The sequence below is a fragment of the Rheinheimera sp. genome, assembly GCF_037442345.1.
Taxonomy (GTDB): domain Bacteria; phylum Pseudomonadota; class Gammaproteobacteria; order Enterobacterales; family Alteromonadaceae; genus Pararheinheimera.
The window spans coordinates 144,177-168,905 of the sequence record NZ_JBBIQL010000006.1 but is presented as its reverse complement, the minus strand read 5'-3'; the positions used below and the strand labels follow the sequence as shown (position 1 = coordinate 168,905).

Below are 24,729 nucleotides of genomic sequence, written 5' to 3'. Positions count from 1 at the left end.
GCTGCGACGTCAAACCGCTGCGCGGCTTTCCGCGCTAAATTTGGGCGTTATAAGGCATTCGAGATATGAGCGAAGAAGAACAATTTGTTGAATGCTGCACTCATGGAAAGCAACAAGCGACATATGTATGCCAACATATTGTGCAAAGCCTTCGAGATGGTAAGCTCAGGGGTTTTTGGTCTGCTGAGCCGGAGCCGGGCGATGAACGCCCAGATTCATGGTGTAGTGCTTGCGAAGATAAAGTTAACAGCACCGGCGGCGAATGGAATGATGAATCCGAGGAATTCGCTGGTGTAACTTTGTTGTGTGGGGCTTGCTATGAACGAGCAAAGAACATGAATAGAAACAATTAGCTATGGTGCAAGTGCCTTATAACAAAGTGCTGTTGTCGCCGCTGCGCGGCTGGGACCTTCGTTACGCTGCGCTTCACTACGGCCCCAAAGCAAGGCGTTACACGTCATGATTAAACGAACCATTGCAACAGTAATAGTGGTATTTTCAGGGTTTTGCTTAGGAGGAACTGTGCAAGAAGGTAAAGAAGAGTCACAAGAATTAATGGATGCAGTTTTGCCGCTTGCAGAAAAACTATTATCAGAACATGGTGAGTTCTTTCCCTATGGCGGCGCAATGACGTCCGAAGGGAAAATTGTCAGTGTCGCAGCCTATGATGGCGACGAGCATCCACCATCGTCAGCGGTTATAGATATGCTTCACAAGGCATTTCATACGGCAGCCAAGAATAAGGAATATAAAGCTACTGCTCTGGTCTACGATGTTAGGGTTCAATTAGCTAACGGCGAACCTTCAGATGCATTAGCCATCGAGCTGGATCATGAGTCGGGTTATTCTGTCGTTGTTCTGCTTCCCTACACTTTAAACGATGGTCAGCTCCAATACGGTGAAATTTCTGCGCAAGCAGGTGAAGGCAATGTTTTTCGTTAGCAAGAAACGTGTAACAAGTCAAAGCACGCGGACGTGGCAAAGCTGTCACTTTTTGTGCAAAAACACGCACAAAAGCCGCCAACTTCACCACGCCGGTGTTTGAAGCGTTATATGCCATTCCATGGAGTACATTTGTGACACCTGAAAATCGAGAGCGATACGCAAGATGGCAAAATCATCGAATTAGTCAGTTTTCATTTTCAATAAATTTATTCCTGGGCTTTTCCGTCGCATCCTTGGCGTATGTTATTAATCTTTTGCTATCAAGTGCCAAGGGGCATAGTGTTCTAGAGTGCGTTCTGATCATATGGGCTTTTAGCGCCGCTGCAGGATGTGTAGCTACCGTCAGTAGACTGCTAGATTTCCGCTACACTGCGTTGAAGCTGAGAGCTCCCGATAGGTGTAATACCTTTATGGCTAAGCACATGGGGAAAGTTACTTGGGCCATGTTTTGGGTTCAAATAATACTTTATCCATATGGGGCTTTCGTTTTTATTAAAAGCTACGTTTTAGCCCATGGCATATAACAATCGCCATCAAAAACGCGCCCGTTGGGCGCTCGACTCGCAACAAGTTGCTCGCGTTTGTGGCGGGCGTTAGGAGTTTTGGAGAAAATCGATGACGCCGGAAGAGTTAGAGCTAAAAAAATTCGAAATCGAGGCTGAAACAAAACGCCAAGAGCAGCGAGCCGGTATTTGGAAAATTGCGTTAGGTACAGGCGCCGTCGGCCTGGCAGCAGCATTTTTTCCCTTCGCTCAACAGTACGCAACTGAATATTTTGCAGTCCAAATTGAAACAATGAAACAAAAGGCAGCCTTAGAGATTCAAGAAAAAGAATCAAATTTAAAGAACACCACTCTTAATAGAGATTTTCTCGCTTCCATCGGTCAAGAGGGAAGAAGCAAGAATTTAAACGATAGGATAATTTTGGCTGAATATTACTATTATCTATCTGATCAAGAGTCGGAACAAAACCGGTGGAGAGGATTTCTGGATCACCTTTACAGCCTTCGTACAGAAGAAAGGGATGCAATTATTGATGCCGCAAAAATATCAACCTCAAAAGAAAGTACTGCAACAGATATTGCGGTAGCAAATACAAAAGCGCGGTTGATTCGCGAAAGTTCATTAGCTTTGGACGGAGCGAATTTGGAGGCTCCCCAGCCTGCGAGTACCGAAATAAGCGATCTAATTAACTCTCTTACGTCAGACGATACCACGAAACGTCGAACTGCACGAAGTGCTATTGCAAAACAAGGGATAGTAGTTGTGCGTCCATTGATGGTGGCGCTTTCTTCCCCGGGTATTGATTACAGAACAAAGTTGGGTGTAGTGGTATCTCTCACTGAGATGATGCGCGAAAATAAAGATCTTCGAACGCAAGTAATAGGCCTGCTGCAACCTGACGATCTTGAGCAATTGCTCCGCCTCGCTACGGATAGTGATAGGACTATCAGAATATATGCGGGCGAGTTTCTGTATGACCTAGGAGACCCCAGGCTATTAAACCTAGCACTCTCGCACTGGCAAGAGGTCGATAGCGACAATGGGCGATATAATTTAGCATTAATAATGAAGGGTTTGTCTCCCTATCTAAACAAAGAGCAAGCTAGTAATGCGATTAAATCGCTAAGATCGCTAAAAGGAACAGTTGGTCCGAAAACCGATAGTTTACTTGATGAAGCAATAAAGGAAATGAGTAATTAGTGAGTGAAATAAAACTCCTAACAAATTGCTGTTGTCGCCGCAACGCGGCTGGGACAGCCTACACGCCGCTTCGCTCTGTTTCGTCTGCCCCAAAGCAAAGCGTTATGGGAGGCCAAGGTGCGATTGATGATCCTACTCTTTTTTAGTGTTTTGACTGGTTGTGCTTCGGTTGATGTTTCAAACAAAAGTTTTAGCCAGAGTATTATGAATAAATGTTATGAGTTGACTGAGGTTGGCCAATTAATTCTCGCTAAAGGTTCAGATAAAGAACGGGTACTAAAGTTTTCTACAAACTACCTGTTTCTTAGTGTTGAGAGTCAGACTCATCACCGCGAGAAAGGTGCAGAGCAAGTTGCACTACTTCAGCCAGGGAGTCGATTGAGAATTAATAAAGTAATCAACTACCCTTATGGCAGTGTAGGAAATTGCTGGGTGATTAAAGCAGGGCTTTTAGATTTTGATACAGAAGGAAGATCCGTTGAAATACCATCTTGCTTCGTATGGGACAGGCCAATTTGGGTTGAGCCAAACTCACCACATGCATTCGATGATGGTGTCGTACCCCTGATGATTAGCACTCCTGCACTGAGAGATGCTAAATGCCCATAACAAGCGCCATCAAAAACGCGCCCGTTGGGCGCTCGACTCGCAACAAGTTGCTCGCGTTTGTGGCGGGCGTTAACTCCGCTGTTTGCTGACCTAGGCATAACTGGCTTTTTGTTAAAACAGGCAGTCATGCGCAAGCGCAACTGCGGATGGATGACGTGATATTTCACAGGGTCAACACAGCCGCAGCGCCCCTAGCGCGGAACTTACACCAAATGCTGCCAAATCCTGGCTTCAAACTTTGCCTCATGCACTGGCCCTTCCACCCCTCTGGGGTCTAGTGGGTGCCGCACGTCGCAGCTGGGGGATAAGCGTACGCCTTTGGCGGTGAGTGTGCGGGTGGCCTGGCCGTTGCGGTACAATACTGTGTGCCGGGTTCTGTGGCCTGGTGCTGTGACCATAATAAAATCCGGCTCCATATACACATCAGTGGCCTGATTTAGCTGGCGGGCGCTAAAGGTCAGAATGCCGGGCCCACCCGACATACCAACGTTTTCATAACTGCCGGGCCCCATAGGGTCAAACACCAGCACGCCATCTTTCAGCTCACCGGTAAAGGTTTTGGCCAGCGCCGGACGGCCGCGAAAATGCACATTGGTGATCTTAAAAAAACGGCCGTCAAAATCGATATACACCAGGTTGTCAAAAGGCGACTGGCCCGGAGTGCCACTGCCAGCCTGGGTGTCGTCCAGCAATGGGGTGCCGTCTAACTGAAACAACTCCACGCTGTCGTGCCAGGTGCCCCGAAGCTGCATTAAGGTGTGGCCTACACTGCCAATGGAAAAAACCGCTGTCATCACTGGTCCTGCTGCTATTTACTCTATTCACCAGCTTACATTTGTATTAAAGTTATAACAATTAAAGAATGGTGGATTTTCGATAAAACAGGGGCAATCAGCATGAAGACAGTGATCATCACCGGCAGTACCCGCGGCATTGGCAAAGGGCTGGCGGAAAACTTTTTAAAACAAGGCTGCAAAGTGGTGATTACCGGCCGCTCACAACCCCAGGTAGACGAGGTTGTCGGCCAATTTGGCCGGATGTTCAGCCCAACCCAGGTGACTGGGCTGGCCTGCGACGTGACGAGTTACCAGCAGCTGCAGGCCGTGTGGGACCATGCAGTTTCCGCCTTTGGTGGGGTGGATATCTGGATTAACAACGCCGGTATCAGCCTGCCACGCAAACCACTGGAGCAGCAGGACCCTGCCGCAGTCCACAGCATTATTGCCACTAACTTAGGCGGTGTGGCGCTGGCCAGCAGCGTGGCACTTAAAGGTATGAAGGCGCAAAATTATGGTCAGGTTTGGAATATGGAAGGCTTTGGCAGTAACGACGCTACCCAGCCCGGCATGACGATTTACGGCGCTACCAAACGCGCGGTCACCTACCTGAATAAATCACTGCAAAAGGAAGTAAAAGGCACGGCGGTGCAGGTGAATACCTTAAGCCCGGGCATTGTAGTGACGGACTTATTAGTGGGTGACTATGACACCTCATCGGCCGAATGGCAGAAGGTGAAGAAGATCTTCAATATCCTGGGTGACAAAGTAGAAACCGTCACGCCCTGGCTGGTGGATGGCATTTTGGCCACCAATAAAACCGGCGCCAAAGTGGCCTGGTTAACCGGCGGCAAAGCCTTTGTCCGCTTTATGACCGCGGGCTTTAATAAACGCGATTTATTTGCCGACCAGGGTTAACTCTTCGTTCTTGCAGGCTGCTCTGGCCCGGGAGGGTTAAAACCCTCCCCTACGCATGGCATCGATAATGACGTAGGGGCGTAGCTTGCTGCGCCCGCTCGCCTTTATTGGTGATTGGGCTGTCGTGGTTGATGTGTCTGGGGCTTTGTCTTTTAGGCTGATCCGGCTCGGGAGGGTTAAAACCCTCCCCTACGCATGGCATCGGTAATTGCGTAGGGGCGTAGCTTGCTGCGCCCGCTCTGCAGGCTTAGGGTAACCGTTGTAAAAACGCCAGGCTTTGGTTAAACACTTGCTCCGCCTGCCCGGCCGGGCTGATTAAGCCCTGCTCTGTGCTGAGTTCTGCCGCAAAAGAGCCAAACTGCCAGTGGTTGGCGTTTTCGATCACCACGTACTCAGTTGCGGCCGGCAGTTTGGCTTTATTGTCATTGATTTTCTGTGGCGTTGACTGAGAATCTTTTGAACCTGAAATCGACTTGACCGCAATGCCAAGCTGGCTGATGTCGCTGCCGGGGTAAGACGCCAGCAGCAATAATCCTTCCACCCGGCTTGGGTCGGCCGTTTTTACATACTCAGCTGCGGCCACGCCACCCAAAGAATGCCCGGCAATCACCCAATGCCGGATGGCCGGATAAGCGGCAATCACCTCGTCTGCTTTGCCGATGCCCAGAAAAGCCGTGTTAAATGGCATCGGCACTATCACCGCCAGATAACCCTGCCCGGCAAAACGCCGCATCAAAGGTGCAAAAGTCTCGGGGCTGGTTTTACCGCCCGGGTAAAATAGAATGCCTTTGCCAGGCACGCTGTGCGCCGGTTCAAAGCTGATAAAATCACCTTGTGTCACCCGCACCTGATCGGTCGAGACCAGCGCCGCTGCAGTCGCCTCGTGCTGGTAAGCAAAAGGAATACTCATCCAGCCTAAGGTGCCCGCGATCGTCAGCACCAGCAGTGCCACAATTCCCAACACAATCTTTTTTAACATCCAGCACTCCAATTATTCCCGTTGCGCCTGAAGTTCAGTCTTGTGCCACCACTTCAGTTGAACCAGCCCGACAAGCGGCAGGCCGTTACACCTGAGCGTAAGGCTGACCGTTACGCTCTTCACCCGCCAGAATGCGCACTAAACGGTCGGCGGCGTCTTTGCCCACCAAACGTTCGGCAATAGGGTTGGCCGGGTCCAGGTAGACAATGTTTTTGCGCTGCTGGTAGTCACGCTGGCGTCGCTCTGCACAGGCTTCTGCGTCTGTGTCCAGCCGGGCTTGCTTCACCAGGCCAACCCAATAACTCACCAACGCCATGATCTGTGCTTCTGCATGTTGCTTGAAAAACGCCAGCGGGCCAACCCCACAAATGGCGCAGGGACTGATGCTGGCCCGAATAAATGGCATAGCGGCATGGAAAGGTTTTACTCCTTCCTCATGTAACGCCTTCAGGTGCTCCAGCGCCAGATGGTTAATAGGTGCGTAATACTTTTCGACATAATTCGGGTGGGTCACCAGCTCATAACGGGGCATCAGGTCAGCGTAATAAAAAGCTTCAGGTAAAGTGCCAAAGGCCAGACCCAAGTGCGGAATGTCAGTGCTGTCTTTCATCCAGAACGTCAGGTGAATATTGGTAAAGGTATTTTCCGGCAAGCCTATATTGGAGTGGATCACCCAGTCCACCGGGTTGTCGCCCTGGCCAGTAAAGTTACGCATCCTGCCCAGTGGGTTACCGGCTAAGTCGGTGAATTCATGAATATCCTGGCAACCCAAATCTTCGGTAAAAGCCAGCTCGGCCCTGACATAGTCCCAAATGCGGTCGCGCAGGCTCAGCACTTGCTGGTAGATTTCGCTGGTGTCCATTTTTAATCCGCTGGCCAGGTGGCGGGCGAATTCTTCAGTCATCATGGGTTTGGTTACAAGTTGGCTCTGTGTCATGTGTTTACCTTGCCTGGTTAGATACAGTGTTCTGTGAATAGTCGGATGTTGAGTTGAGCTGGGGCTTGCGCAGTAGCAGGCTCCAAACAAAAACAACGAAATTAAGTACCCCAAACAATACAAAGGGGGCAGAGGGTGACAGCTGGGCAAACAGGTAGCCGCCGCCTGTGGTTGCGACCAGAATGCCCACGGCACCGGCCACGCCAAATAAACCAATGACAGCCCCTTTGCGCTCTGCAGGGGCTTGTTCGCCAACCAAGGCCTGGCTGGACACAAAAGCACTGATTTCAGCAATGCCCATGACAAACAGCAGCGGGAATACCCAGGAGACTGTCGGGTTGCTGACAAAAAACATTGCGCCATAAACGCAGGCCGCCAGGCCAGAAGCTATGGTCACCGCTGTCACACGGCTGACTTTGTCACTCAGGTAACCGGTCAGAACAGAACCCACCAAAGCGCCGGACACCACCATCAAAATGGCGGGCATCGCCAGCTGTGCCATGGCGTCACTGGCGGACAAGCCAAGGGTGCCGGTACCGTACTGCACCAGCCAAAGCCCCATAAAAGCGCCGGTCACAGCCAGGTCGCCACGCGAAATAAAGGCGGCGCCGTACGACAGTGCAATGGCTGGTTTTTTGGCGGCCACAGCGCCCTGACGCAACAGCCGCAGCAAGGGCTCTTTTTGCGCGCTCACCACTTTCCCCACCTGCTTTGACAAGCCGAACAGCGCCACCACAGCAGCAACAACGCCCAAAGCTGAGGCCACAGCAAAAGTGGCCTGCTGCGCAGCAGCTTCGCTATAACCCTGTGCGACAAAACTTTGTGGTAAACCGGCCAGTGCAGGTGGAATAAAAGCCCCTAGGGTTGCAATAGCGCCCTGAGTGCCATTGGCTTTGCCTCGGCTGCAATCTGCTGAATAGTCAGCGACTACTGTCACCATCATGCCGACCATAGCGGCAGAGCCAAAAGCCACGATAAGACGGTAAGCCACCAGTTGTTCCACCGAAGTGGCACTGCCATAGAGCGCAAAACCAAGAGCTGTGGTCGCCAGACCAAAAACATAAATAGCCCGCCGGCCAAACCGATCGGCCAGCACGCCATACAGCCCCATCATCAGGATAAACACCACTTCCTGCAGACCGCCCAATAAGCCTGTCAGTGTGGCCTGTTCGGTATAAGGAATGCCTATCACCTGCAGCAGACCGGGCTGCAATATCGACAAAGCTCCGGCATAACCTGACGAAATCAGCACCGCAAACAAATACGTCAGCCAGTTACGGCGCTTCAGACCATCCACCAGCTGGACGCCAAAGAATTTTTTAGCGGCTGCCGATTGCACCTGCTCCATCATTTGTCGCCTCCTTGTTGCACCTGTATCAACCGTTAATAGCTGGCGTTGGCGTCGATTTGCGCTTTGCCCATGCGCAGTTCGATCATCTTTTCCACCTCAGCCTGACCAAACACATTGGCCGCCAGTTTGTTCATCGGATCACGGCGGTAACTCATTTCGCGGATAATGTGATCGGTACGTTGCAGTTCAGCCCGCTCCGCTTCAGGCACAGGCGTGGCCTTGTCTAACCAGCCCAGCCAGCGGTCGACCATTTCGTGCAGATAGGTTTCAAAAATGCTGATGTTCTCGTCATTTAACTCACCCATTAAGCTTTGGGTCGCCGGGTTGATCAAAGCACGCATATAGTTGCCATGGCTGACCGACCAGTGGAAATTCGGGTGTGACCGCAATTTCATATACCAGTCGTTCACTTCAGGGCCGTAGTATTTATCCAGATAAGCCACGTCGGTCAGCAGGTTCTTGCGGGGGGTATAGTCGCAATAACAAAACAGCTTAGGCACAGTGCCAAATACAATCACCAGATGGGGGACGTCGGTTTCCTGGCCCAAAAACGCTGTGGTATTCATATCCAGAATGCTGGCCTTGCGGTTGCCTATCCAGGAATTCACCAGCCACTCCACGCCATTACCTGTCCAGGCGGCATAAGAGCCTTCAAACTCACCATTGGGTGAGGTGTAGTACTCACGGTCGAAAGTCGAAGGGTGCTGACTCAGATGCGGAAATCTTGTGGTGATCTTCTGTTTCAGCGCGGTCAAAATGCCCCAGCAACGTTCCCAGTAGCGGCTGACATCCACATTCGGATTTTCGGCCAAAAATTCATCCAGGGTTTTGGTTTCTTTATTTTTAATCTCTGACATCTTCATTCTCTGCTTTGTTGCCTGATAAAAGAGTTACAAGCCATAACGGCTAAATTTATCCGCAGTTGGCCGAACCAGGCCGGACAGCATGCGGCCTGTCATTTTCAGTGGTGTCAGCCAGCGGATTTTCTGGCCGGTTTTATTCAGCGCAAGAATTTCACGAGCCAGATAAGGCGCAACGGTTTCGACGTGATCACACAACAGGTTGGCGAACTTGCGACGCTTCTCAAAATTGTTGATGTCTGCCTGAGCTTCGCGGATCACACCTTCGGTAATAATCATGCCGGGACGGATTTTGCCGACCAGAATATGGTCAGCCTGCAGCTCTTTTGTCAGGGCTGTGGTGAAGTAATCGAGCGCTCTTTTGGTGGTGCCATACACGCCCATACCGGCAAAGTATTCGCCGTCACTGCCACCGCCCAGCATATTGAAAATTTTCTGTGGTTCTGTGGCAAAACCCTGGCTGGCAGCTTTTTTCATGCCACTGGCCGCTACTTTGCAGCCATTGATGGTGCCGATAATATTGGTCTGCACCATCTGCACCACCTCGCTATCCGGGGTGTCGAGGATAGGCCAGACCGTTCTGGCTAAACCTGCGTTATTGATCCAGATATCCACGCCCTCAAACTGCTCACAAGCGAATTGCCACAAGGCTTCCACTTGCGTTTTGTCAACGCTGTCACAGGCAAGCCCTGTCAGCTGATCGGACGGATAACCCAGTTCAGCCAAAGTGGCATCCACGTCATCCTGCCGCCGGCCGCTGATCACCACCTTATGTCCTAATCGGGCAAACTCAGCGGCAAGGCCTTTGCCGATGCCTTTGGTGCTGCCGGTAATTACTATTCGTGTCATCTGCCTGCTCCTTAATTGCCGGTTCAGGCCAATGCACTGGCGACAAGACTGGCGTTCGGGTCCGGGTGTTTCACCTGATAGCCGGTCGCGTAAATTTTTGCCGCAGAAATTTTGCGCAGCGGTGCTTTGATTTGGTCGAGAAACTGCAGCCGTGGCCAGTCGTTTTGATCGCAGATAGCGTCAAACACGGCTTTGTTGCTGGCTGGCACCTGGCCGTTGTCGCAGACATTAAAAATGCCGCTAAGCTTCGCCTGAATGACGTGATGCACAGCGTCCACCACATCTTCAAAATGAATGGCGTACAAAGGCGCATCAGCGCTGAAAATGGCCTTGCCACCAAAATAATCAATGGCCATTTTGACCCGCTGCGGGAAGCTGAAATCACCCGGAGCGCCATACATATCAGGGAAACGCAACACGCAGCCCAAAGCGGACGTCAGCACCTGTTGCTCGGCCAGCTGATAGTATTTGGACGAAGGTTCCTGATGATTGGCCGTTGGTGTCAGCTCATCAATAGCTGCTGTGCCAACACCACCATCGCCATACACTGAAAACGACGATAAGAAGATCACCCGTGTACAGACCAAAGCTGCACTCGCGCAGCTGCGCACCAGCACCTGTTCGTAATGCACTTCACGTTCTTCTTTGGTTCTGGTGTTTCTGACATTGGGTGCCACAGTGACGATAATGGCATCGCAACCCGCTGCAGCAGCTGCAACTTTGGCGGTTTCGTCACCTTTGAGTACCACCACAGCATCCACCAGCGACTCCAGTTCAGCCACCTTGGCCGCTGTTGTGGTGCTGCCCACCACCTGATGACCATCCGCTTTCAATTTTTTCGCCAGCGCCTTTCCGACATGGCCCAAACCAAGAATAAAGAGTTTCATGCATAGCCTTTTTATTGTGATCTTGCTTCAAGATAGACATAATGTATTAATAATATATCATTTAGTCAAATGGCAAAAATAAAAAGCAGCGCATGCTGCGTTCAAGCGGAGCGGAACAACAAATGACAAGCACCAGACAGATCCTGTCCGACCATATCATTGGCTTTGTGCACGTTGGCCATATAGTGTCCGACCTGGCAGCCAGCATTGCCGGTTTTCAGCGACTGTACGGTGTTTCGGCTGCAGATATTCTGGTGCTGCCGCCTTTTGAGCAGACAGAAAATGTGCCAGCGCGTTTTGCGCTGATTAAAGTCAAAGACATGGAATTTGAGCTGATCCAGCCCATTTCAGAGCACTTTAAAAACCTGTTGCTGACTCCGGGTAGCAGTGGCAGCGCCGGTATTAATCATGTCGCCTGGCGGGTGAAGGATATAGACGGTGCTATGAGGTTACTGGCCAGTCATGGCATCCGGCCCGGCCATGTCACACCGGACGGGGTTATTACCATGACCAAAACCTCAACCAGTGCGAAAAAGATGGTGTATCTGGATCCTGCCACCACAGGTGGGCTGCTGGTTGAGCTGATTGAAGTGATTGAACATGCCTGATCCATTCAGTCGTTTACTTCAGGCCCTCCCCCTGCCCGCTGGTTATCAGCTGACCGAACAGGGCTGTTACCGCTATCGGCTCAATGGTCAACTGCAGGCTATTACCGAACCCTGGATCAAAGCACAGAACTCAGAGGGGCAATGCCTGACTCAGAGCGCCCGTTTTATCGAACACTTGCAGGCTGCTCTGCTGGTGACGCAGCGACAACAATCACCGCAGTTTTGTGCACAAAACCCGTCAGTACCGGGCAATTTTTACAGTGAAATCCGTTGGCAACAACAAGGCCACAACGATATCAGCGCTCTGTATCAGTTTTGTCAGCAGACACGGCAGTTGCAGCTGTTAAGGACAGATGACACAGGCCTGAGCAACAGCCAGTTGCATAAACCAGAAGCCTTTTTGTATTTCCCGCTGCTGCGGGTATTCAGTGGTCAGGTGATCCAACAGCTGGCACTTAGTGGCCCGCTGTCGACTCTGGTACCGGACATCAACAAGCCGGCAGACAGAACCACATTGCTACAACCAACTGAAACAGTGCGCAGTAGCACACTGATAGCAGAGGAAGTGATTGAGATGGGTGGCCAGCCATATCGGGCACAGCGCTACCGTTATCTGTCAGAGCGTTATCAGGCGCAGGATGACGCCAGCTTCTGGATAGATAACAAGGGGTTGTTGCTGAAGTATCACTGGCAACAAAACCCACAGCAGTTTTGGCAGGTGGAGCTGGAAACAGATCCGAGCCATATACCCACCCTGAACCCACAGGACTTCTTATGCTGAATATTTTTCTGCTGATCCTCGCCGATATGATTGGCTTTGGCATCATGATCCCAATTTTTGCCTATTACGTGCTGCAACTTGGCGGCAATGCTCAGACCGCCACCCTGCTGATGGGGCTGTATTCGCTGGCGATGTTTTGCTCAGCGCCATTGCTTGGCCGCTTAAGTGACAGGTATGGGCGTAAGCCTGTGCTGATGCTCAGTATGTGTGGTGCCTGTCTGGGTTATCTGTTATTGGCCTTTGCCGACAGCTTGTGGCTGGTGGCTTTCTCCCGTTTACTCAGCGGTGCTATGGCGGGCAACATCGCTGCAGCGCAGGCTTATATTGCCGATATCACAGATGAATCCAACAGAGCCAAAGGCATGGGTATGATAGGAGCCGCCTTTGGTTTAGGTTTTGTGATAGGCCCGGCGCTTGGAAGCCTGATGGCCGGTGATAATTTTGCCGCTGCTGATTTTCTGCTACCCGCCCTCACTTCAGCTGCCTTGTCTTTTATTTCCTTTGTGGGCATCGCTTTGTTCCTGAAAGAAAGTTTAAGCAAAGAACTGCGGCTGAAGAATCGCGCCGCGCCATCGCATTCACCATGGACAGCATTAAAAGGCCTGCTCTCAGAGCGGGTACTGCTGCTGATTATTTGCTGTGGTGTGTTATTTAATCTGGCCGCTGGCTTATTCGAATCGATTTTCCCACTCTGGGCCAAAGATCTGGCCCTGATCAGCGGCCCGCAGGGGCTGGCTCCTATGCTGCTGGTGTCCGGCCTCACTCTGGCGGCGGTGCAAGGGGGTCTGGTGGGCAAACTCACCCGCAAATTTGGTGAGCAGCAACTGCTGAAATTCAGCAGCTGGCTGTACGCCGCAGGCATGCTGCTGATGATTATCAGCGGTGCAAACCAGCTGTACGCTCTGGTATTGCTGGCAATGTCGATGCAGGCGGCAGCCAGCGGTTTAATGCTGACCTGTATCCAAAGTCTGGTGTCGCAAAAAGCACCTGCCCATCAAAAAGGCCGGCTGCTGGGACTGTTTTCATCCGCTGGCACTTTAGCACGCACTGTCGCGACCTTTTCGACCGGCAGCATCTACCTGCTGTTTGGCATACAAAGCCCGTTGATACTGGCCTGCTGCTGTGTCATTGCGCTGTTTTTTCTGGCGCAGGCCATTCAGAGGCAATGGTCGGTTAACTAAAGCCAAAACACGAATAAAAGATTCACCCTGAACCCATTCACTGAGGAATAAAACCTATGAAAACTCTGGATTATTACGGTTACCGCAAAAAATTCGCTGTACTGGTGCCATCGACCAACACAGCAGTAGAAACTGAGTACCACAAAATGTGCCCTGAAGGTGTGGTGCTGGCGACACGGGCTTGTGTGATCCCCCCCTTTAAAGTGACCAATGAGCAGGAGTTTGTCGAAATGGTGCAGGCTATAGGGGCAGCCACTGAGCAGGGCTTACTGGACTCGTTGACCTGCCGGCCCGACCATGTGATTTTTGGTTATTCAGCAGAAACCTTCTGGGATGGCAAAGGCCGCTCTGACCGCGAATTCAAAAAATACAACGACATAGCCCAGGCCAAAGGCAACTGCAACATCACCTTTGGTGCTCAGGCCATTATGGACGCGCTGAAATGTTATCCCAAGGTGAAACGTATTGGTGTGATTTCGCCTTATATGCCGGTCGGTGACAACCAGGTGGTGAAATTTATGGCCGACATTGGCTACGAAGTGGTGCGTATTGCCGGCCACTGCTCACCGGGGCCGGTGGAGATTGCGCATGAAGACTTTGCCAAAACCCGCGCTTTGGTGGATCAGGTTAATGGCGATGATGTGGATCTGATTTTACAGGCCGGCACCAATTTATATTTTGTTGAGCTGGCGGCCAAGCTGGAACAGGAGCTTGGTAAGCCGGTGCTGGCGATTAATGCGCTGACTTTCTGGCATGCGCTGCGCAGCAACGGCATTCCGGATCGCATTCGTGGTTTTGGCTCTTTATTGGCCGAACACACCCGTATTCCTGCATAGGCGGCTTCTTTATGACCACACACAATCAACGGCTGCAAACAGCACTGGCAAAACCCGGTGTGCTGAAAGCGCCGGGTTTATTTGACGGCCTGACAGCCCGGCTGGTGGAACAGGCCGGTTTTGAGGTGGGTTTTGTCTCAGGCGCTGGTATTGCCTTTTCCCGTTTTGGCATACCGGATATAGGTCTGATTGGCATGAGCGAAGTGGCCCACTGCATCCAACTGATGCGTGAAATCAGCGATCTGCCGCTGATTGTGGATATTGACACTGGCTTTGGTAATGCACTGAACGTCCAGCGTACAGTACGGGTATTTGAGCGCGCCGGAGCCAGCGCCATGCAAATGGAAGATCAGCTGATGCCCAAACGCTGCGGCCATATGAAAGGTAAAAATGTGGTGAGCTGCAATGAGATGGTCGGCAAAATTCACGCCTTTGTCGACAGCAGAAGCACTGAACAAACCCTGCTGGTGGCCCGTACCGACGCCTTGGGTGTGACAGGTTTTGACGATGCCATGGAAAGGGCCCGGCGTTATCTGGAGGCCGGCGCAGATTTACTTTTTATCGAAGCGCCAAAAAGCCTTGAGCAGATGCAACTGATAGCGCAGGAGTTTGGCGCCAAAGTGCCGCTGGTGCATAACCTGGTCGAGGGCGGCGCCAGCCCCGTCGTCAGCGCGGCTGAACTGGCGGAACTGGGCTACAAGGTCGCGCTGTACCCTGTGGCGCTGCTGCATGCCTTTGTGCCCACAGCTCAGGCGCTGCTAGAGCATATTAAGCAGCATGGCGAAACCCGTCAGTTCAGCCAGCCCATGCTGGACCTCAATCAAATCAATCAGTTGCTTAATGCTGACCCGTTACTGGAGCAGGTGAAAAAATACGACGCCAGCTGATCTACGGTTGGCCTTTGCGCTCGTACAAAGGCCAGCTTAAAAACAATAAGCCCACCAGAATTCCGGCTGCCCAGGCCAAAGAAAAACCGGAAAAAGTTAACAAAGTACCGGCCAGCAAAGGCCCAAACACCCGGCCCCATGCCCCCATAGCACTGGCACTGCCCATCATGCGGCCACGGTATTCCAGCGGTGTCCGTTTCGATAGTAAAGCATTCAGCACAGGCGAGCAGCTGCTGGCACCGGTAATACACAAAAAGAAACTCAGGATCATCCAGTGTTCCTGCTGTGCCAGACTCGCCAAAATAAAACCAGCGGTCAGCAGCAGCATAGCCCCTGTCAGTACATTGAGTTCACCAAATTTACTGCTCAGCACCCCCACCAGTTTGGCCTGCAACACCGCCATCATTAAGCCCTGAATGCCAAAAACTATGCCCACTTCTGTTGGCCCCCATTGCCATTTTTCCCCCATCCAGAGCGGGAACAGATAAGTGACAGTGGACACCAGCATGGAATGCAATAAAAACTCGGTGATGAGCCAGCTGTTGCGGGTTTGTTTCAGCAACTGCATAAAACGCACTTTGCCGGTTTCTTTGCGCCAAAGCCGGTGGGCGCGGCGCTGCTCCCGGCCATGAGATTCAGGTAATTTCAGCAGCGCCAGCACAGCGGCCAACACAGATAAAGCAGCGGCCACCATAGAAGGCAGAAAAAAGTTAATGGCATCCCCCGCCAGCACCCCTCCTAAAAAAGGCCCGCCCACCATACCCAGCCCAAAAGCAGAGCCTATCAGCCCCATACTTTTGGCGCGTTGCTCTGGTGTGGATAAATCCGCCACCATAGCCGAGGCCACGCCATAAATTCCCGCCACACTGCCAGCGACAATACGGGCGACATAAACCGCCATTAGGCTGGTAGCAAAAGCCAACAGCAGGTAAGACAAAGCCGTGACCAGCAAACAAAAAATAATCACTGGCTTGCGGCCCAGCCTGTCACTGAGTTTGCCCCACCAGCCTCCGACCAGACCTGCACAAACAGAATAAGCCACAATCAGCATGGCAATATCAAATTGGCTGGCACCAAACTGAGGCGCCATAAAAGGCAAAATGGGGATCACCATGCCAAAACCTATCAGGTCAATCAGCACAGTAAAAAATAAAATTGGCATAACGCTTTACCTGAAACTGGTTTGGGAAGAGGCAAAAAAATTGGGTTGGCTGCCAACAGGAGGACCAGTTACAGACCAACCCAAAGCCCTATATCGCAGAGCTACCTCAAGGTTAAAAAGTAATAGGGGTGACTGGTCTGGTGTCGGCTTTCAAACAGCAGAATATCCCGGCGCTGCAGCAAAGTGGTGGCGATGTTATCCAGCCCTTGCAGCATTTTTTCCCGGCGCTTGGGCTCGATCTGAAACGCCAGCTGTTCGCCGTTGGGTAACAGAATTAACTGCTGCGCCAAATCCACGGTAAGCCATAGCCCTTGCCCGGCCAGACTAAACAGATAGTCAATCTGCTCCGGGTGTAACCGCACAGGTAACACACCGTTATTAAAACAATTGTTGTAAAAAATATCGGCAAAACTGCTGGCGATAATCACCTTAAAGCCCAGATCCCGGATGCCCCAGACCGCATGTTCGCGGCTGGAACCACAGCCAAAATTCTCCCGGGCCAATAAAATACTGGCGCCCTGATAAGCCGGGTTATTCAGCTCAAACTCCGGGTTCAGCCGCCTGCTGCTGACGTCCGTATCCACATCACCGGCGTCCAGATAACGCCAGTCATCAAAGGCCCAGCCACCGTAGCCGGTTTTGAAAATACATTTCAGGTACTGCTTGGGCATTATGGCGTCGGTATCAACGTTGGCTCTGTCCATAGGCGCCACCAGCCCCTGATGAGTGATAAAAGCCGCCATTACAACTCCCCTTCCAGCTGCGCCAGCTCAACCTGACGGATATCGACAAAATGACCGGCAATAGCCGCTGCTGCCGCCATCGCAGGTGAAACCAGATGGGTACGTCCACCCTGGCCCTGCCGGCCTTCGAAATTACGATTCGAGGTGGATGCACAACGCTCGCCGCTGGCCAAAGAATCCGGGTTCATCGCATTGCACATAGAACAACCGGCATACCGCCATTCCAGCCCGGCGGCACTGATGATTTTATCCAGCCCTTCGGCTTCAGCCTGTTGCTTCACCAGGCCGGATCCCGGCACCACCATGGCACGTTTAACGGTTGGCGCCACTTGTTTGCCTTTAACCACTTTGGCGACAGCACGGATATCTTCAATACGGCCATTGGTGCAGGAGCCGATAAACACCTGATCCAGCTTCAGATCCGTTAAGGATTCGCCTTCCTCCAGCGCCATATACTGCAATGCCCTTTGCCAGTCGGCACGTTGCACTGCATCTTTGGCCGCAGTCAGTGAAGGCACCGCCGCGGTCACTGGCACCACCTGATCCGGCTTGGTGCCCCAGGTCACCTGCGGCTGAATATCTTCAGCCCGGATCACCAGCTCTTTATCAAATTTGGCATCGCTGTCGCTGACCAGGGTGCGCCAGTACAACACCGCCTGTTCCCACAGCTCGCCTTTGGGCGCATAAGGGCGGTCACGCAGATAGTCTTCTGTGACCTGATCGTAAGCAATGATGCCAATAGCCGCCCCTGCTTCTATGGTCATATTGCATACCGTCAACCGGCCTTCCATCGATAAACTGCGAATGGCTGATCCTGCGTATTCAATCGCATAGCCTGTGCCGCCTGCTGTGCCTAACAGCGCAATAATATGCAAAATCATATCTTTAGCCGTGATACCAAACTGCAACTGGCCTTCCACCCGCACCCGCAGGTTTTTGCATTTTTTTTGCACCAGGCACTGAGTGGCCAGCACATGCTCCACCTCTGAGGTGCCAATACCCTGTGCCAGCGCCGCAAAAGCGCCATGGGTGGAGGTATGGGAATCACCACAAACAATAGTCATGCCGGGCAATGAAGCACCTTGTTCTGGCCCCACCACATGCACTATGCCCTGACGTGGGTCCTGCAACTGAAAATAAGCGATCTGATGTTCATCGCAGTTGTTGTCCAGTGTGGTCACCTGCAATAAAGCCAGCTTGTCGGTAAAGCCTGCTGTGCCTTTTTCCCTGTCCGTGGTTGGTACCTGATGGTCCGGCGTCGCCAGCACAGAATTGCTGCGCCAGACAGGACGGCCCGCCAGTTTCAGTCCTTCAAAGGCCTGAGCTGAAGTCACTTCATGGATAATATGACGGTCGATATAAATAAGCGCCGCTTCGTCATCTCCAGAGACCAGATGTGATTGCCAGATTTTGTCGTACAGGGTTTGTCCACTCATAATCAGTCTTCGTCTTGTTAGGTTAATGCCGGGAAAAACCGAGGCTCAGCCACACCTCAGAGTCTGGATTTTTGCAGCTGTAAACTGCGCCATTGATGGGCGCGGCCTCCCGTTGCGGTGCCTGTCATCTCACCGGCCAACTGACCCACGGCCATTAATTTTTCCAACTCTATACCGGTCTCAAAGCCCATCTGCTGCAGCATCATCACCACATCTTCGGTGGCAATATTACCGGTGGCACCGGGCGCAAAAGGGCAACCACCCAAACCGCCAACTGAGGCATCAAAACGCCGGATGCCCGCTTCCAAAGCCGCATACACATTCGCCAGCCCCATAGCGCGGGTATCATGAAAATGGCAGGCCAATAGCTGCTCTGGCTGCTGGGCGTTCAGCTGCCGCATCAGGCTGTGCACCGCTTTGGGAGTTGCAGCCCCAATGGTGTCGGCGATCACCAGCTCATCAGCGCCAAAACTACACAACTGGGCCGCCATATCCAGCACCACTTCAGGGTCGGTTTTGCCTTCAAAGGGACATTCCCAGGCCACAGCGATACAGGCCAGTACATCGATGGCATCGGCTTTGGCCTGCTGGATCATCTCGCGTGCCTGCGCCAGGCCATCCTGAATGCCCATACGGACGTTTCTCTGGTTCATGGTTTCAGAGGCACAGACCACCAGCAACACGGCTTCGGCCCCGGCTGCTTTGGCCAGTTCATAGCCTTTTTGATTTGGCACCAGCGACTGCAGGTAAGCCCGTTGATTCAGCCCGGCCTGATTCAGACTGTGCACAATCTGGTCAGCACCCGCCATAGCAGGTACAGCTTTGGGGGAAACAAAGCTGCCCACTTCAATGGACGGCAAGCCGGCGTCAATCAGGCCATGGATCAGCTGGATCCGCTGCTCTGGAGTTAACAGCCTCGCCTGATTTTGCAAGCCATCCCGTGGGCCTACATCGTTAATCCGGACAAATTCGCTCATGCTTATCTCCCCCGTTCAGGCCACAATACCTTTGCGCTTTAACTCACTGATTTCATCTGCAGAGAAGTGCAGCAGTGCAGACAGCACCTCATCGGTGTGCTGGCCTATATGAGGGGCAGCCGAAAAACTTTCTTCACTGGTACGGGACATTTTGATCGGGTGGCCCGGCCCCTGGGTTTTCTTACCGTCCGGGTGATGTAAATCGACCACCATATTGCGGTGCCGTACCTGCGAGTCGTTTAACGCCTCACTGAATTTGTTCACCGGTGCACAGGGAATTCGGGCTTCTTCCAGCATGCGGATCCAATGGGCATTGGTGTTAGTCGCCAGAATGCTGTTCAGCGTGGCGTCGATAAAGGCTTTGTCGGCAAACCGGCCGGGTTGGGTGTCGTACTTTTCCTGTTCAAACTCCTGCACTTTCACTACCTTTTTCAGGTTCTGCCAGAAGTTGTCGGTGATCACCGCCAGAATAATGTGGCCGTCTCTGGTTTTGTAACTGTTGTACGGCACATGCACAAAGTGAGCGTTGCCAATAGGGTATGGGTCTTCACCCGACAAAAAGTGCATAGTAGCCATGTAGTTCAGCATGGAAATCTGACAGTCGAGCATCGAAATATCCACATGTTGGCCTTTGCCGCTGCTTTGCCGCTCAATAATAGCGCCCAGAATACCCATGACACTGAACATACCGCCGCCTAAATCCCCAATAGGAATACCGGCACGGATAGGCTGGTTGGCATCAGTGCCGGTAATGGACATACCCCCACCAAAGGCCTGTGCCACCTGGTCAAAAGCAGGCCTGTTCGCCGCGGGGCCCTGCGAACCAAAGCCGGTAATGGTGCAGGTAATAATGCGTGAGTTGTGTTGGCTCAGTGTGTCGTAATCAATACCTAAACGCTCCGGTACCCCTGGGCCAAAATTGCTGATCACCACATCCGCTTGCTGCACCAATTTGTAGAACACCTGCTTGCCTTCTTCGGTTTTCAGATCGATGGCGACAGAGCGTTTATTACGGTTCAGCGTAATGTAATAAGCACCAAAACCATCCAGCGAGTTTTTTGGATCCGTCGCCAGCAGTTTGCGGGTGCCTTCGCCCTGCAACGGCTCCACTTTAATAGTGTCGGCTCCCATATCTGACAAAATCATCGCGCCATAAGGCCCGGATAACATATGAGTCAGGTCAATAATCCGGATGCCTGCTAAAGGTTTATTCATGGTTTGGATCCAAGGGTTAATCAGCTTTTGAACACAATGATATAACTTTATATCATTTGGATTTTTTCAGCAAGTATTGTCTGACGGGCGGCAGGAAGCCAGCCGATCTGAAGTCACCCGAAAGTCACTGTTTTTGAAAAATACAGACGCAGCGCAACTTAGCGTGGCGGCAGCGGTTTGAAGAAAAAGCGGCGACTGGTTTTGCCCAGCAGATGAAGGCCAACAAAAAGCCCGACGCCCAAATACAGCACCAAAGGAATACGAAAGATTTCCAGCGCTCTGAACCAATCACTTTGGTAATACAGCAGAACCACCACCACAAATAAGGCACTGAGCACGCGGATCAGCCGCTGACTGAACCCCAGCCCATAAATCTGTGTGACAAAAAACATCACCGCAAAACCAAAAGCAAACATAGCAGCCGATTCACCATGCACAGAGGCATAAGCCACCATGGCACCGTGCAACAGCACAAAGGTTTCCAGCAGCACAGTCCAGTATTTATTGCGATGAAACCTGGTGTAAAACAAACTGCCCTGCAGCAACAACAGGAAGATATAGAAGTTGCCCAACAAGTGGCCGAGTGTGGTTTCTATCGGGTGAAACCAAAAAGTGTAAATGATGGCCCAGGCAAAGTAATAACCATGGTAACGCTTAACCCAGCCATAGCTTTGGTCGGCGCCGGGCAGCTTTTTGCCAAAGAACAAACCCCGGCGTTTATGCTCCAGCAGCAACACCATCACCAGCAGAATAATCACTGAAAATTGGGCACTCATATTACTGACATCCTGCGCCAGACCGTCATAAAACAGCTTGGTCTGGCCTATATGCAGCAGAATAAACAGCAGGTTCACGCCAAGCGCATACAGATTCACTGTATGCAGTCCAAAGGACTGATACACAGAACTACCGGCTTTACTGTCCTGGCTGCGCTCTGAATACCGGCTTTTGGCACTGTAAATCAGCCACCAGATCGCCAGCTGATGGCCGGTATACAAACCCCAGACACTAAGCCGGCTCCAGAAGTCCGGGTCCGGTCGTTGCCAGTAATACCACAAAGCACCCTGATCGGGCGCAAAGTTAATATGCGCACTGTAAGGACCCAGCAGCCAGATCAGTCCAGTAAGAGCCAGACAGGCCATAATTCCCAGCGGTAAACTAAAACGCATAAGCTCTCCTGATGATCGGCCAGCTGCTCTAGCCTGGTCAGTTGAAATTGCGACGTGGCGCCGTCAACAAAGCCGCAGCGTCAAGGACGACGGGTATAATTAGAACTCTTCCAGCAGGCGCCCCATCCCGGTAATTCTGTCATTCACACCACAGGCGCGCAGCGCATGCCAGACTGTGCAGGTATTAATAGGCAACATAGGTTTGCCCAGAATATGTTCAAAGCTGGGGAAAATATCCACAGTCGATAAATTGGTGCCACACTGAATAATGCAGTCCACATCATCGGCGTCTACTTCATAAATCGCGTCAATCACCTGTTTAATCGACGTTTCCGCTATCGCCGTGGCAGAAGGCCGGTTCAGGCCTTTGACCTTATGCACTTCAAAGCCGATGTCGCTGAAAAAGCGGATCACGTTTTCATCACCCACTTGTGGGTACGGCGTAATCACCGAGATCTTCTTACAGCCGAACCTTTCCAGTGCGTCTTTGGTGGCGCCAGCACCAGTGGTTAAACCCAAATCGCCGATCTGATCTTTGATGTCGCGCTCAAAGGCAATATTACCTTCCAGCCCACCCCAAAAGGTCTCGGCCGACATGCCGAGCATAATGTGGTTCACCTTGGCACTCAGTACGTTGCGGATGGAATAAGGGATCTCTCCACGCATAATTTCCAGAAAACGCTCAAACACCTGGTTGTCAGATTCGCCGGTTTTTGCCACTTCATCCGCCCAGTTACGCAGCTCAATAAAAAAACGTGACGGGTGCCAGGTGACACCATCAATACGTAACTTCTGCAGGTCATACTCCACGCCTGTGTTGGTGGAGGGAATAATCACGCCAATTTGAGCGCGGCGGGCTATTTGGTAGTTATGCATGGCCAGTCCTTAAGTCATTGCGCAGCAAAGCTGCGGGATGCTGAAACTCAGATAAATTGCATTATTTGAACTAATGATATATCATTTAAAGAAAAGTAAGGCTACATAATTTATGCAGGATCCACAAGCATCTGATAAGTAAGGCCAAAGTGAAACGCGATCAGCCGGCAGCGCTCGCCTTAACGTGTTGCAAAGCCATCAGCAGCAGTAGTTAAACAATGCTGAGCCGTCAAACTCTGCGTTTAATCGCGGTAAAATGTTTGTTATAATTGTTCTAACTCTATAACATAGAAAATTGCTATTTTTTAAGCGTTTTCACAAAACCCGGTGACTCAGACTATGCTGAATGGTACTGAGAAAAACACCCTTAAAAGACAAGAGCTTATGACATTTGAACAACTGTTAGCTGATCCCCGGTTAAAACACGCTTTAGTCAGTGATGTCCCCACACCGCTGTACCATCAGGTGTATTTATTCCTGAAGGAGAAAATTCACTTAGGCGAAATTCCTTACGGTGAAAAAATGCCGACAGAACATCAGCTGTCCGATGTGTTCGGTGTGTCCAGAATTACCGCCAAACGGGCGATGGACGAGCTGGCGGAAGAAGGTTATATCAGCCGTCACCGTGGCAAAGGCTCGCACGTCACCTACAAGCACCGTGCTGAGCAGTTGAATGCGCCTATTTCAGGGTTGCTGGAAAGCCTGGCCATTATGGGCCGCGAAACCCAGGTGCAGTCATTGATGTTCCGCAAAACCATTCCGCCACTGGATATTCAGGAGCGCTTTGGCATTGATGGCGAAACCCAGCTGATCCAGTCGCAACGGGTACGTTTGTCCGAAGGTATTCCTTTTGGTTATTACGGCAGTTGGACCCGCGATATAGGCGATCTGTACAGCGAAGAGAACCTGCTGAAAATGTCACGGATGGATATCTTCCGTATGGCCGGTATTGAACTGCATTTAGGTAAAGTGAAACAGTCGGTGACCGCCACACTTTCGAATGTAGATACCGCTATGCATCTGGGTATTCCAACCGGCAAACCGCTGTTGGTACTGGACCGCTCTATGTACGACAAAAACGGCGAACTCTTTGATCATATGTATGCGGTGTACCGCCCGGATCAGTACCAGTTTGAGATGGAATTTTCGATGAAATAACCCCGCAGCGCTGGCATTCTGCAGTCTTGCGGCCATTTAATGTTTTACCAGGGAAGTGCTATGACCGTAAAAATCGCCAGTCTGCCAGCCATCTGCCTGCTCGCCACCACTCTTGTGGCGGGCGCTGCGTCAGCACAAAACCTGACCATCAGCTTGTCCGGGGTGAAATCCGAACAAGGCCAGTTGGTGGTACGGGTTTACGACAACAAAAAACACTGGCTGTCTGACAAAGCCGATGAAATCTTCAAACAACAAAGTTTCCCGCTGCAAGGCCAGGTGAAAGACGCCAGCGTCCAACTCAGCCTGGAACTGCCCGCCGGTGACTACGCCATCTCCCTGTTCCAGGATCTGGACAACAACTCCGAGCTGAAAAGCAACTGGATAGGTATTCCAAAAGAGCCGGTCGCTACCTCCAACAATGCCAAAGGCAGCATGGGCCCACCGGACTATAAAGACGCCTTATTTCAGCTGGCTGATCAGCCTGTAGTGCAGCAGCTGAAACTGACGGCTATTGATTAGTACCACTTCACTCAGCTCAGTCTTCTGAGCTGAGTGTCATCCAGCTTACTGATTCAACGGCACTATCTTGTTTTTCACCAGCAGACCCCAGATAAACACCAGCAAACCACAACAGCCGACAAACACAAAGGGGCCGGACTGATCCCAGTGGTCGTATAAATAACCGCCTGCCACACTGGATACCAGAATGCCGATGGCGCCGCACAGGTTAAAAATGCCGATCACTGCTCCACGGTTTTGCGCCGGAGTTTGCTGGGAAATCAGGACACCTGAAGTAATAATGGCGCCAATTTCACTTAAGCCAATCAGCACCACGACCACCAGCACCACCCAGAAAAGGAACCGCTTGCAATGCTTCATGGTTTA

Annotated in this window: 27 protein-coding genes; 12 read left to right on the top strand and 15 right to left on the bottom strand. The window is 51.6% G+C overall.

Going from position 1 to position 24,729, the window contains the following annotated elements; translation table 11 throughout:
* Nucleotides 1–65: 65 nt before the first annotated feature.
* The 4 genes from WKJ04_RS05280 to WKJ04_RS05265 all read left to right on the top strand — a co-directional run bounded on the left by WKJ04_RS05280 (nt 66) and on the right by WKJ04_RS05265 (nt 3,258).
* Complete coding sequence (locus tag WKJ04_RS05280) at nt 66–353, top strand: hypothetical protein (protein WP_337879448.1); 288 nt, start codon at nt 66–68, stop codon at nt 351–353.
* 106 nt (nt 354–459) lie between these two features.
* A complete protein-coding gene (locus tag WKJ04_RS05275; RefSeq protein ID WP_337879447.1) occupies nt 460–942 on the top strand; it encodes a hypothetical protein in 483 nt (160 codons plus the stop codon).
* Between the two features lie 618 nt (nt 943–1,560).
* Nucleotides 1,561–2,649, top strand: a complete 1,089-nt coding sequence (locus tag WKJ04_RS05270; RefSeq protein ID WP_337879446.1) for a hypothetical protein — start codon at nt 1,561–1,563, stop codon at nt 2,647–2,649.
* A 117-nt stretch (nt 2,650–2,766) separates the two neighbouring features.
* On the top strand, nt 2,767–3,258 hold the full coding sequence (locus WKJ04_RS05265; protein WP_337879445.1) for a hypothetical protein: 492 nt from the start codon (nt 2,767–2,769) through the stop codon (nt 3,256–3,258).
* A gap of 203 nt (nt 3,259–3,461) precedes the next feature.
* Here WKJ04_RS05265 and WKJ04_RS05260 read toward each other — a convergent pair whose 3' ends face one another.
* On the bottom strand, nt 3,462–4,052 hold the full coding sequence (locus WKJ04_RS05260; protein ID WP_337879444.1) for a hypothetical protein: 591 nt from the start codon (nt 4,050–4,052) through the stop codon (nt 3,462–3,464).
* A gap of 102 nt (nt 4,053–4,154) precedes the next feature.
* Between WKJ04_RS05260 and WKJ04_RS05255 the strand changes: the two genes are divergently transcribed.
* Nucleotides 4,155–4,952 (top strand): SDR family oxidoreductase, encoded by a 798-nt coding sequence (locus WKJ04_RS05255; RefSeq protein WP_337879443.1) that lies wholly within the window; start codon nt 4,155–4,157, stop codon nt 4,950–4,952.
* A 247-nt stretch (nt 4,953–5,199) separates the two neighbouring features.
* Here WKJ04_RS05255 and WKJ04_RS05250 read toward each other — a convergent pair whose 3' ends face one another.
* The 6 genes from WKJ04_RS05250 to WKJ04_RS05225 all read right to left on the bottom strand — a co-directional run bounded on the left by WKJ04_RS05250 (nt 5,200) and on the right by WKJ04_RS05225 (nt 10,815).
* Nucleotides 5,200–5,931: an alpha/beta hydrolase gene (locus WKJ04_RS05250; protein ID WP_337879442.1), complete on the bottom strand. Its 732-nt coding sequence runs from the start codon at nt 5,929–5,931 to the stop codon at nt 5,200–5,202.
* A gap of 85 nt (nt 5,932–6,016) precedes the next feature.
* Nucleotides 6,017–6,868 (bottom strand): hypothetical protein, encoded by an 852-nt coding sequence (locus tag WKJ04_RS05245; RefSeq protein WP_337879441.1) that lies wholly within the window; start codon nt 6,866–6,868, stop codon nt 6,017–6,019.
* Nucleotides 6,869–6,872: 4 nt separating this feature from the next.
* Nucleotides 6,873–8,219 (bottom strand): MFS transporter, encoded by a 1,347-nt coding sequence (locus WKJ04_RS05240; RefSeq protein ID WP_337879440.1) that lies wholly within the window; start codon nt 8,217–8,219, stop codon nt 6,873–6,875.
* A gap of 32 nt (nt 8,220–8,251) precedes the next feature.
* On the bottom strand, nt 8,252–9,076 hold the full coding sequence (locus WKJ04_RS05235) for a hypothetical protein (protein ID WP_337879439.1): 825 nt from the start codon (nt 9,074–9,076) through the stop codon (nt 8,252–8,254).
* A 33-nt stretch (nt 9,077–9,109) separates the two neighbouring features.
* Nucleotides 9,110–9,928: an SDR family oxidoreductase gene (locus WKJ04_RS05230; protein WP_337879438.1), complete on the bottom strand. Its 819-nt coding sequence runs from the start codon at nt 9,926–9,928 to the stop codon at nt 9,110–9,112.
* Nucleotides 9,929–9,951: 23 nt separating this feature from the next.
* Complete coding sequence (locus WKJ04_RS05225) at nt 9,952–10,815, bottom strand: NAD-dependent epimerase/dehydratase family protein (RefSeq protein ID WP_337879437.1); 864 nt, start codon at nt 10,813–10,815, stop codon at nt 9,952–9,954.
* 122 nt (nt 10,816–10,937) lie between these two features.
* Between WKJ04_RS05225 and WKJ04_RS05220 the strand changes: the two genes are divergently transcribed.
* The 5 genes from WKJ04_RS05220 to WKJ04_RS05200 are packed head-to-tail and all read left to right on the top strand — an operon-like array spanning nt 10,938 to nt 15,108.
* Nucleotides 10,938–11,423, top strand: coding sequence for a VOC family protein (locus WKJ04_RS05220; RefSeq protein WP_337879436.1), 486 nt, complete (start codon nt 10,938–10,940; stop codon nt 11,421–11,423).
* A complete protein-coding gene (locus WKJ04_RS05215; protein WP_337879435.1) occupies nt 11,416–12,204 on the top strand; it encodes a hypothetical protein in 789 nt (262 codons plus the stop codon). The genes WKJ04_RS05220 and WKJ04_RS05215 overlap by 8 nt, the downstream gene beginning before the upstream one ends.
* On the top strand, nt 12,198–13,385 hold the full coding sequence (locus WKJ04_RS05210) for an MFS transporter (protein WP_337879434.1): 1,188 nt from the start codon (nt 12,198–12,200) through the stop codon (nt 13,383–13,385). The genes WKJ04_RS05215 and WKJ04_RS05210 overlap by 7 nt, the downstream gene beginning before the upstream one ends.
* 56 nt (nt 13,386–13,441) lie before the next feature.
* The gene (locus WKJ04_RS05205; protein ID WP_337879433.1) at nt 13,442–14,221 is read left to right on the top strand and encodes a hypothetical protein; all 780 of its coding nucleotides are present in this window, start codon (nt 13,442–13,444) and stop codon (nt 14,219–14,221) included.
* An 11-nt stretch (nt 14,222–14,232) separates the two neighbouring features.
* The gene (locus tag WKJ04_RS05200) at nt 14,233–15,108 is read left to right on the top strand and encodes an isocitrate lyase/phosphoenolpyruvate mutase family protein (protein ID WP_337879432.1); all 876 of its coding nucleotides are present in this window, start codon (nt 14,233–14,235) and stop codon (nt 15,106–15,108) included.
* A gap of 1 nt (nt 15,109) precedes the next feature.
* Here the strand turns inward: WKJ04_RS05200 and WKJ04_RS05195 are convergent, their stop codons facing one another.
* The 7 genes from WKJ04_RS05195 to WKJ04_RS05165 all read right to left on the bottom strand — a co-directional run bounded on the left by WKJ04_RS05195 (nt 15,110) and on the right by WKJ04_RS05165 (nt 22,686).
* Nucleotides 15,110–16,270: an MFS transporter gene (locus tag WKJ04_RS05195; RefSeq protein WP_337879431.1), complete on the bottom strand. Its 1,161-nt coding sequence runs from the start codon at nt 16,268–16,270 to the stop codon at nt 15,110–15,112.
* 101 nt (nt 16,271–16,371) lie between these two features.
* Nucleotides 16,372–17,013 (bottom strand): 3-isopropylmalate dehydratase small subunit, encoded by a 642-nt coding sequence (gene leuD, locus WKJ04_RS05190; RefSeq protein ID WP_337879430.1) that lies wholly within the window; start codon nt 17,011–17,013, stop codon nt 16,372–16,374.
* Nucleotides 17,013–18,449 carry a 3-isopropylmalate dehydratase large subunit gene (leuC, locus tag WKJ04_RS05185; RefSeq protein WP_337879429.1) on the bottom strand — a complete coding sequence of 479 codons (1,437 nt, stop codon included), beginning with the start codon at nt 18,447–18,449 and terminating at the stop codon, nt 17,013–17,015. Before leuC ends, leuD begins: the two co-directional genes overlap by 1 nt.
* Nucleotides 18,450–18,505: 56 nt before the next feature.
* Nucleotides 18,506–19,426 carry a hydroxymethylglutaryl-CoA lyase gene (locus WKJ04_RS05180; RefSeq protein WP_337879428.1) on the bottom strand — a complete coding sequence of 307 codons (921 nt, stop codon included), beginning with the start codon at nt 19,424–19,426 and terminating at the stop codon, nt 18,506–18,508.
* A 15-nt stretch (nt 19,427–19,441) separates the two neighbouring features.
* The gene (locus WKJ04_RS05175) at nt 19,442–20,641 is read right to left on the bottom strand and encodes a CaiB/BaiF CoA-transferase family protein (RefSeq protein WP_337879427.1); all 1,200 of its coding nucleotides are present in this window, start codon (nt 20,639–20,641) and stop codon (nt 19,442–19,444) included.
* A 158-nt stretch (nt 20,642–20,799) separates the two neighbouring features.
* Nucleotides 20,800–21,810, bottom strand: coding sequence for a hypothetical protein (locus WKJ04_RS05170; protein ID WP_337879426.1), 1,011 nt, complete (start codon nt 21,808–21,810; stop codon nt 20,800–20,802).
* Nucleotides 21,811–21,909: 99 nt separating this feature from the next.
* Nucleotides 21,910–22,686 carry a hypothetical protein gene (locus tag WKJ04_RS05165; protein WP_337879425.1) on the bottom strand — a complete coding sequence of 259 codons (777 nt, stop codon included), beginning with the start codon at nt 22,684–22,686 and terminating at the stop codon, nt 21,910–21,912.
* A 384-nt stretch (nt 22,687–23,070) separates the two neighbouring features.
* On the opposite strand from WKJ04_RS05165, the gene WKJ04_RS05160 reads away from it, so the two are divergent.
* Both WKJ04_RS05160 and WKJ04_RS05155 read left to right on the top strand, forming a co-directional pair.
* The gene (locus WKJ04_RS05160) at nt 23,071–23,844 is read left to right on the top strand and encodes a GntR family transcriptional regulator (protein ID WP_337879424.1); all 774 of its coding nucleotides are present in this window, start codon (nt 23,071–23,073) and stop codon (nt 23,842–23,844) included.
* Nucleotides 23,845–23,904: 60 nt separating this feature from the next.
* The gene (locus tag WKJ04_RS05155) at nt 23,905–24,363 is read left to right on the top strand and encodes a DUF2141 domain-containing protein (RefSeq protein WP_337879423.1); all 459 of its coding nucleotides are present in this window, start codon (nt 23,905–23,907) and stop codon (nt 24,361–24,363) included.
* A 45-nt stretch (nt 24,364–24,408) separates the two neighbouring features.
* Here the strand turns inward: WKJ04_RS05155 and WKJ04_RS05150 are convergent, their stop codons facing one another.
* A complete protein-coding gene (locus tag WKJ04_RS05150) occupies nt 24,409–24,723 on the bottom strand; it encodes an MFS transporter (protein ID WP_337879422.1) in 315 nt (104 codons plus the stop codon).
* Nucleotides 24,724–24,729 lie beyond the last annotated feature (6 nt).

Excerpts from the sequence above, each read along its gene's own strand:
- WKJ04_RS05150 (WP_337879422.1), bottom strand. The coding sequence starts at position 24,723 with ATGAAGCATTGCAAGCGGTTCCTTTTCTGGGTGGTGCTGGTGGTCGTG.
- WKJ04_RS05205 (WP_337879433.1), top strand. The coding sequence starts at position 13,442 with ATGAAAACTCTGGATTATTACGGTTACCGCAAAAAATTCGCTGTACTG.
- WKJ04_RS05225 (WP_337879437.1), bottom strand. The coding sequence starts at position 10,815 with ATGAAACTCTTTATTCTTGGTTTGGGCCATGTCGGAAAGGCGCTGGCG.
- leuD (WP_337879430.1), bottom strand. The coding sequence starts at position 17,013 with ATGGCGGCTTTTATCACTCATCAGGGGCTGGTGGCGCCTATGGACAGA.
- WKJ04_RS05160 (WP_337879424.1), top strand. The coding sequence starts at position 23,071 with ATGACATTTGAACAACTGTTAGCTGATCCCCGGTTAAAACACGCTTTA.
- WKJ04_RS05280 (WP_337879448.1), top strand. The coding sequence starts at position 66 with ATGAGCGAAGAAGAACAATTTGTTGAATGCTGCACTCATGGAAAGCAA.
- WKJ04_RS05250 (WP_337879442.1), bottom strand. The coding sequence starts at position 5,931 with ATGTTAAAAAAGATTGTGTTGGGAATTGTGGCACTGCTGGTGCTGACG.
- WKJ04_RS05200 (WP_337879432.1), top strand. The coding sequence starts at position 14,233 with ATGACCACACACAATCAACGGCTGCAAACAGCACTGGCAAAACCCGGT.
- WKJ04_RS05245 (WP_337879441.1), bottom strand. The coding sequence starts at position 6,868 with ATGACACAGAGCCAACTTGTAACCAAACCCATGATGACTGAAGAATTC.
- WKJ04_RS05235 (WP_337879439.1), bottom strand. The coding sequence starts at position 9,076 with ATGTCAGAGATTAAAAATAAAGAAACCAAAACCCTGGATGAATTTTTG.
- WKJ04_RS05270 (WP_337879446.1), top strand. The coding sequence starts at position 1,561 with ATGACGCCGGAAGAGTTAGAGCTAAAAAAATTCGAAATCGAGGCTGAA.
- WKJ04_RS05240 (WP_337879440.1), bottom strand. The coding sequence starts at position 8,219 with ATGATGGAGCAGGTGCAATCGGCAGCCGCTAAAAAATTCTTTGGCGTC.
- WKJ04_RS05275 (WP_337879447.1), top strand. The coding sequence starts at position 460 with ATGATTAAACGAACCATTGCAACAGTAATAGTGGTATTTTCAGGGTTT.
- WKJ04_RS05230 (WP_337879438.1), bottom strand. The coding sequence starts at position 9,928 with ATGACACGAATAGTAATTACCGGCAGCACCAAAGGCATCGGCAAAGGC.
- WKJ04_RS05260 (WP_337879444.1), bottom strand. The coding sequence starts at position 4,052 with ATGACAGCGGTTTTTTCCATTGGCAGTGTAGGCCACACCTTAATGCAG.
- WKJ04_RS05210 (WP_337879434.1), top strand. The coding sequence starts at position 12,198 with ATGCTGAATATTTTTCTGCTGATCCTCGCCGATATGATTGGCTTTGGC.
- WKJ04_RS05195 (WP_337879431.1), bottom strand. The coding sequence starts at position 16,270 with ATGCCAATTTTATTTTTTACTGTGCTGATTGACCTGATAGGTTTTGGC.
- WKJ04_RS05155 (WP_337879423.1), top strand. The coding sequence starts at position 23,905 with ATGACCGTAAAAATCGCCAGTCTGCCAGCCATCTGCCTGCTCGCCACC.
- WKJ04_RS05175 (WP_337879427.1), bottom strand. The coding sequence starts at position 20,641 with ATGAATAAACCTTTAGCAGGCATCCGGATTATTGACCTGACTCATATG.
- WKJ04_RS05170 (WP_337879426.1), bottom strand. The coding sequence starts at position 21,810 with ATGCGTTTTAGTTTACCGCTGGGAATTATGGCCTGTCTGGCTCTTACT.
- WKJ04_RS05165 (WP_337879425.1), bottom strand. The coding sequence starts at position 22,686 with ATGCATAACTACCAAATAGCCCGCCGCGCTCAAATTGGCGTGATTATT.
- WKJ04_RS05220 (WP_337879436.1), top strand. The coding sequence starts at position 10,938 with ATGACAAGCACCAGACAGATCCTGTCCGACCATATCATTGGCTTTGTG.
- leuC (WP_337879429.1), bottom strand. The coding sequence starts at position 18,449 with ATGAGTGGACAAACCCTGTACGACAAAATCTGGCAATCACATCTGGTC.
- WKJ04_RS05255 (WP_337879443.1), top strand. The coding sequence starts at position 4,155 with ATGAAGACAGTGATCATCACCGGCAGTACCCGCGGCATTGGCAAAGGG.
- WKJ04_RS05215 (WP_337879435.1), top strand. The coding sequence starts at position 11,416 with ATGCCTGATCCATTCAGTCGTTTACTTCAGGCCCTCCCCCTGCCCGCT.
- WKJ04_RS05180 (WP_337879428.1), bottom strand. The coding sequence starts at position 19,426 with ATGAGCGAATTTGTCCGGATTAACGATGTAGGCCCACGGGATGGCTTG.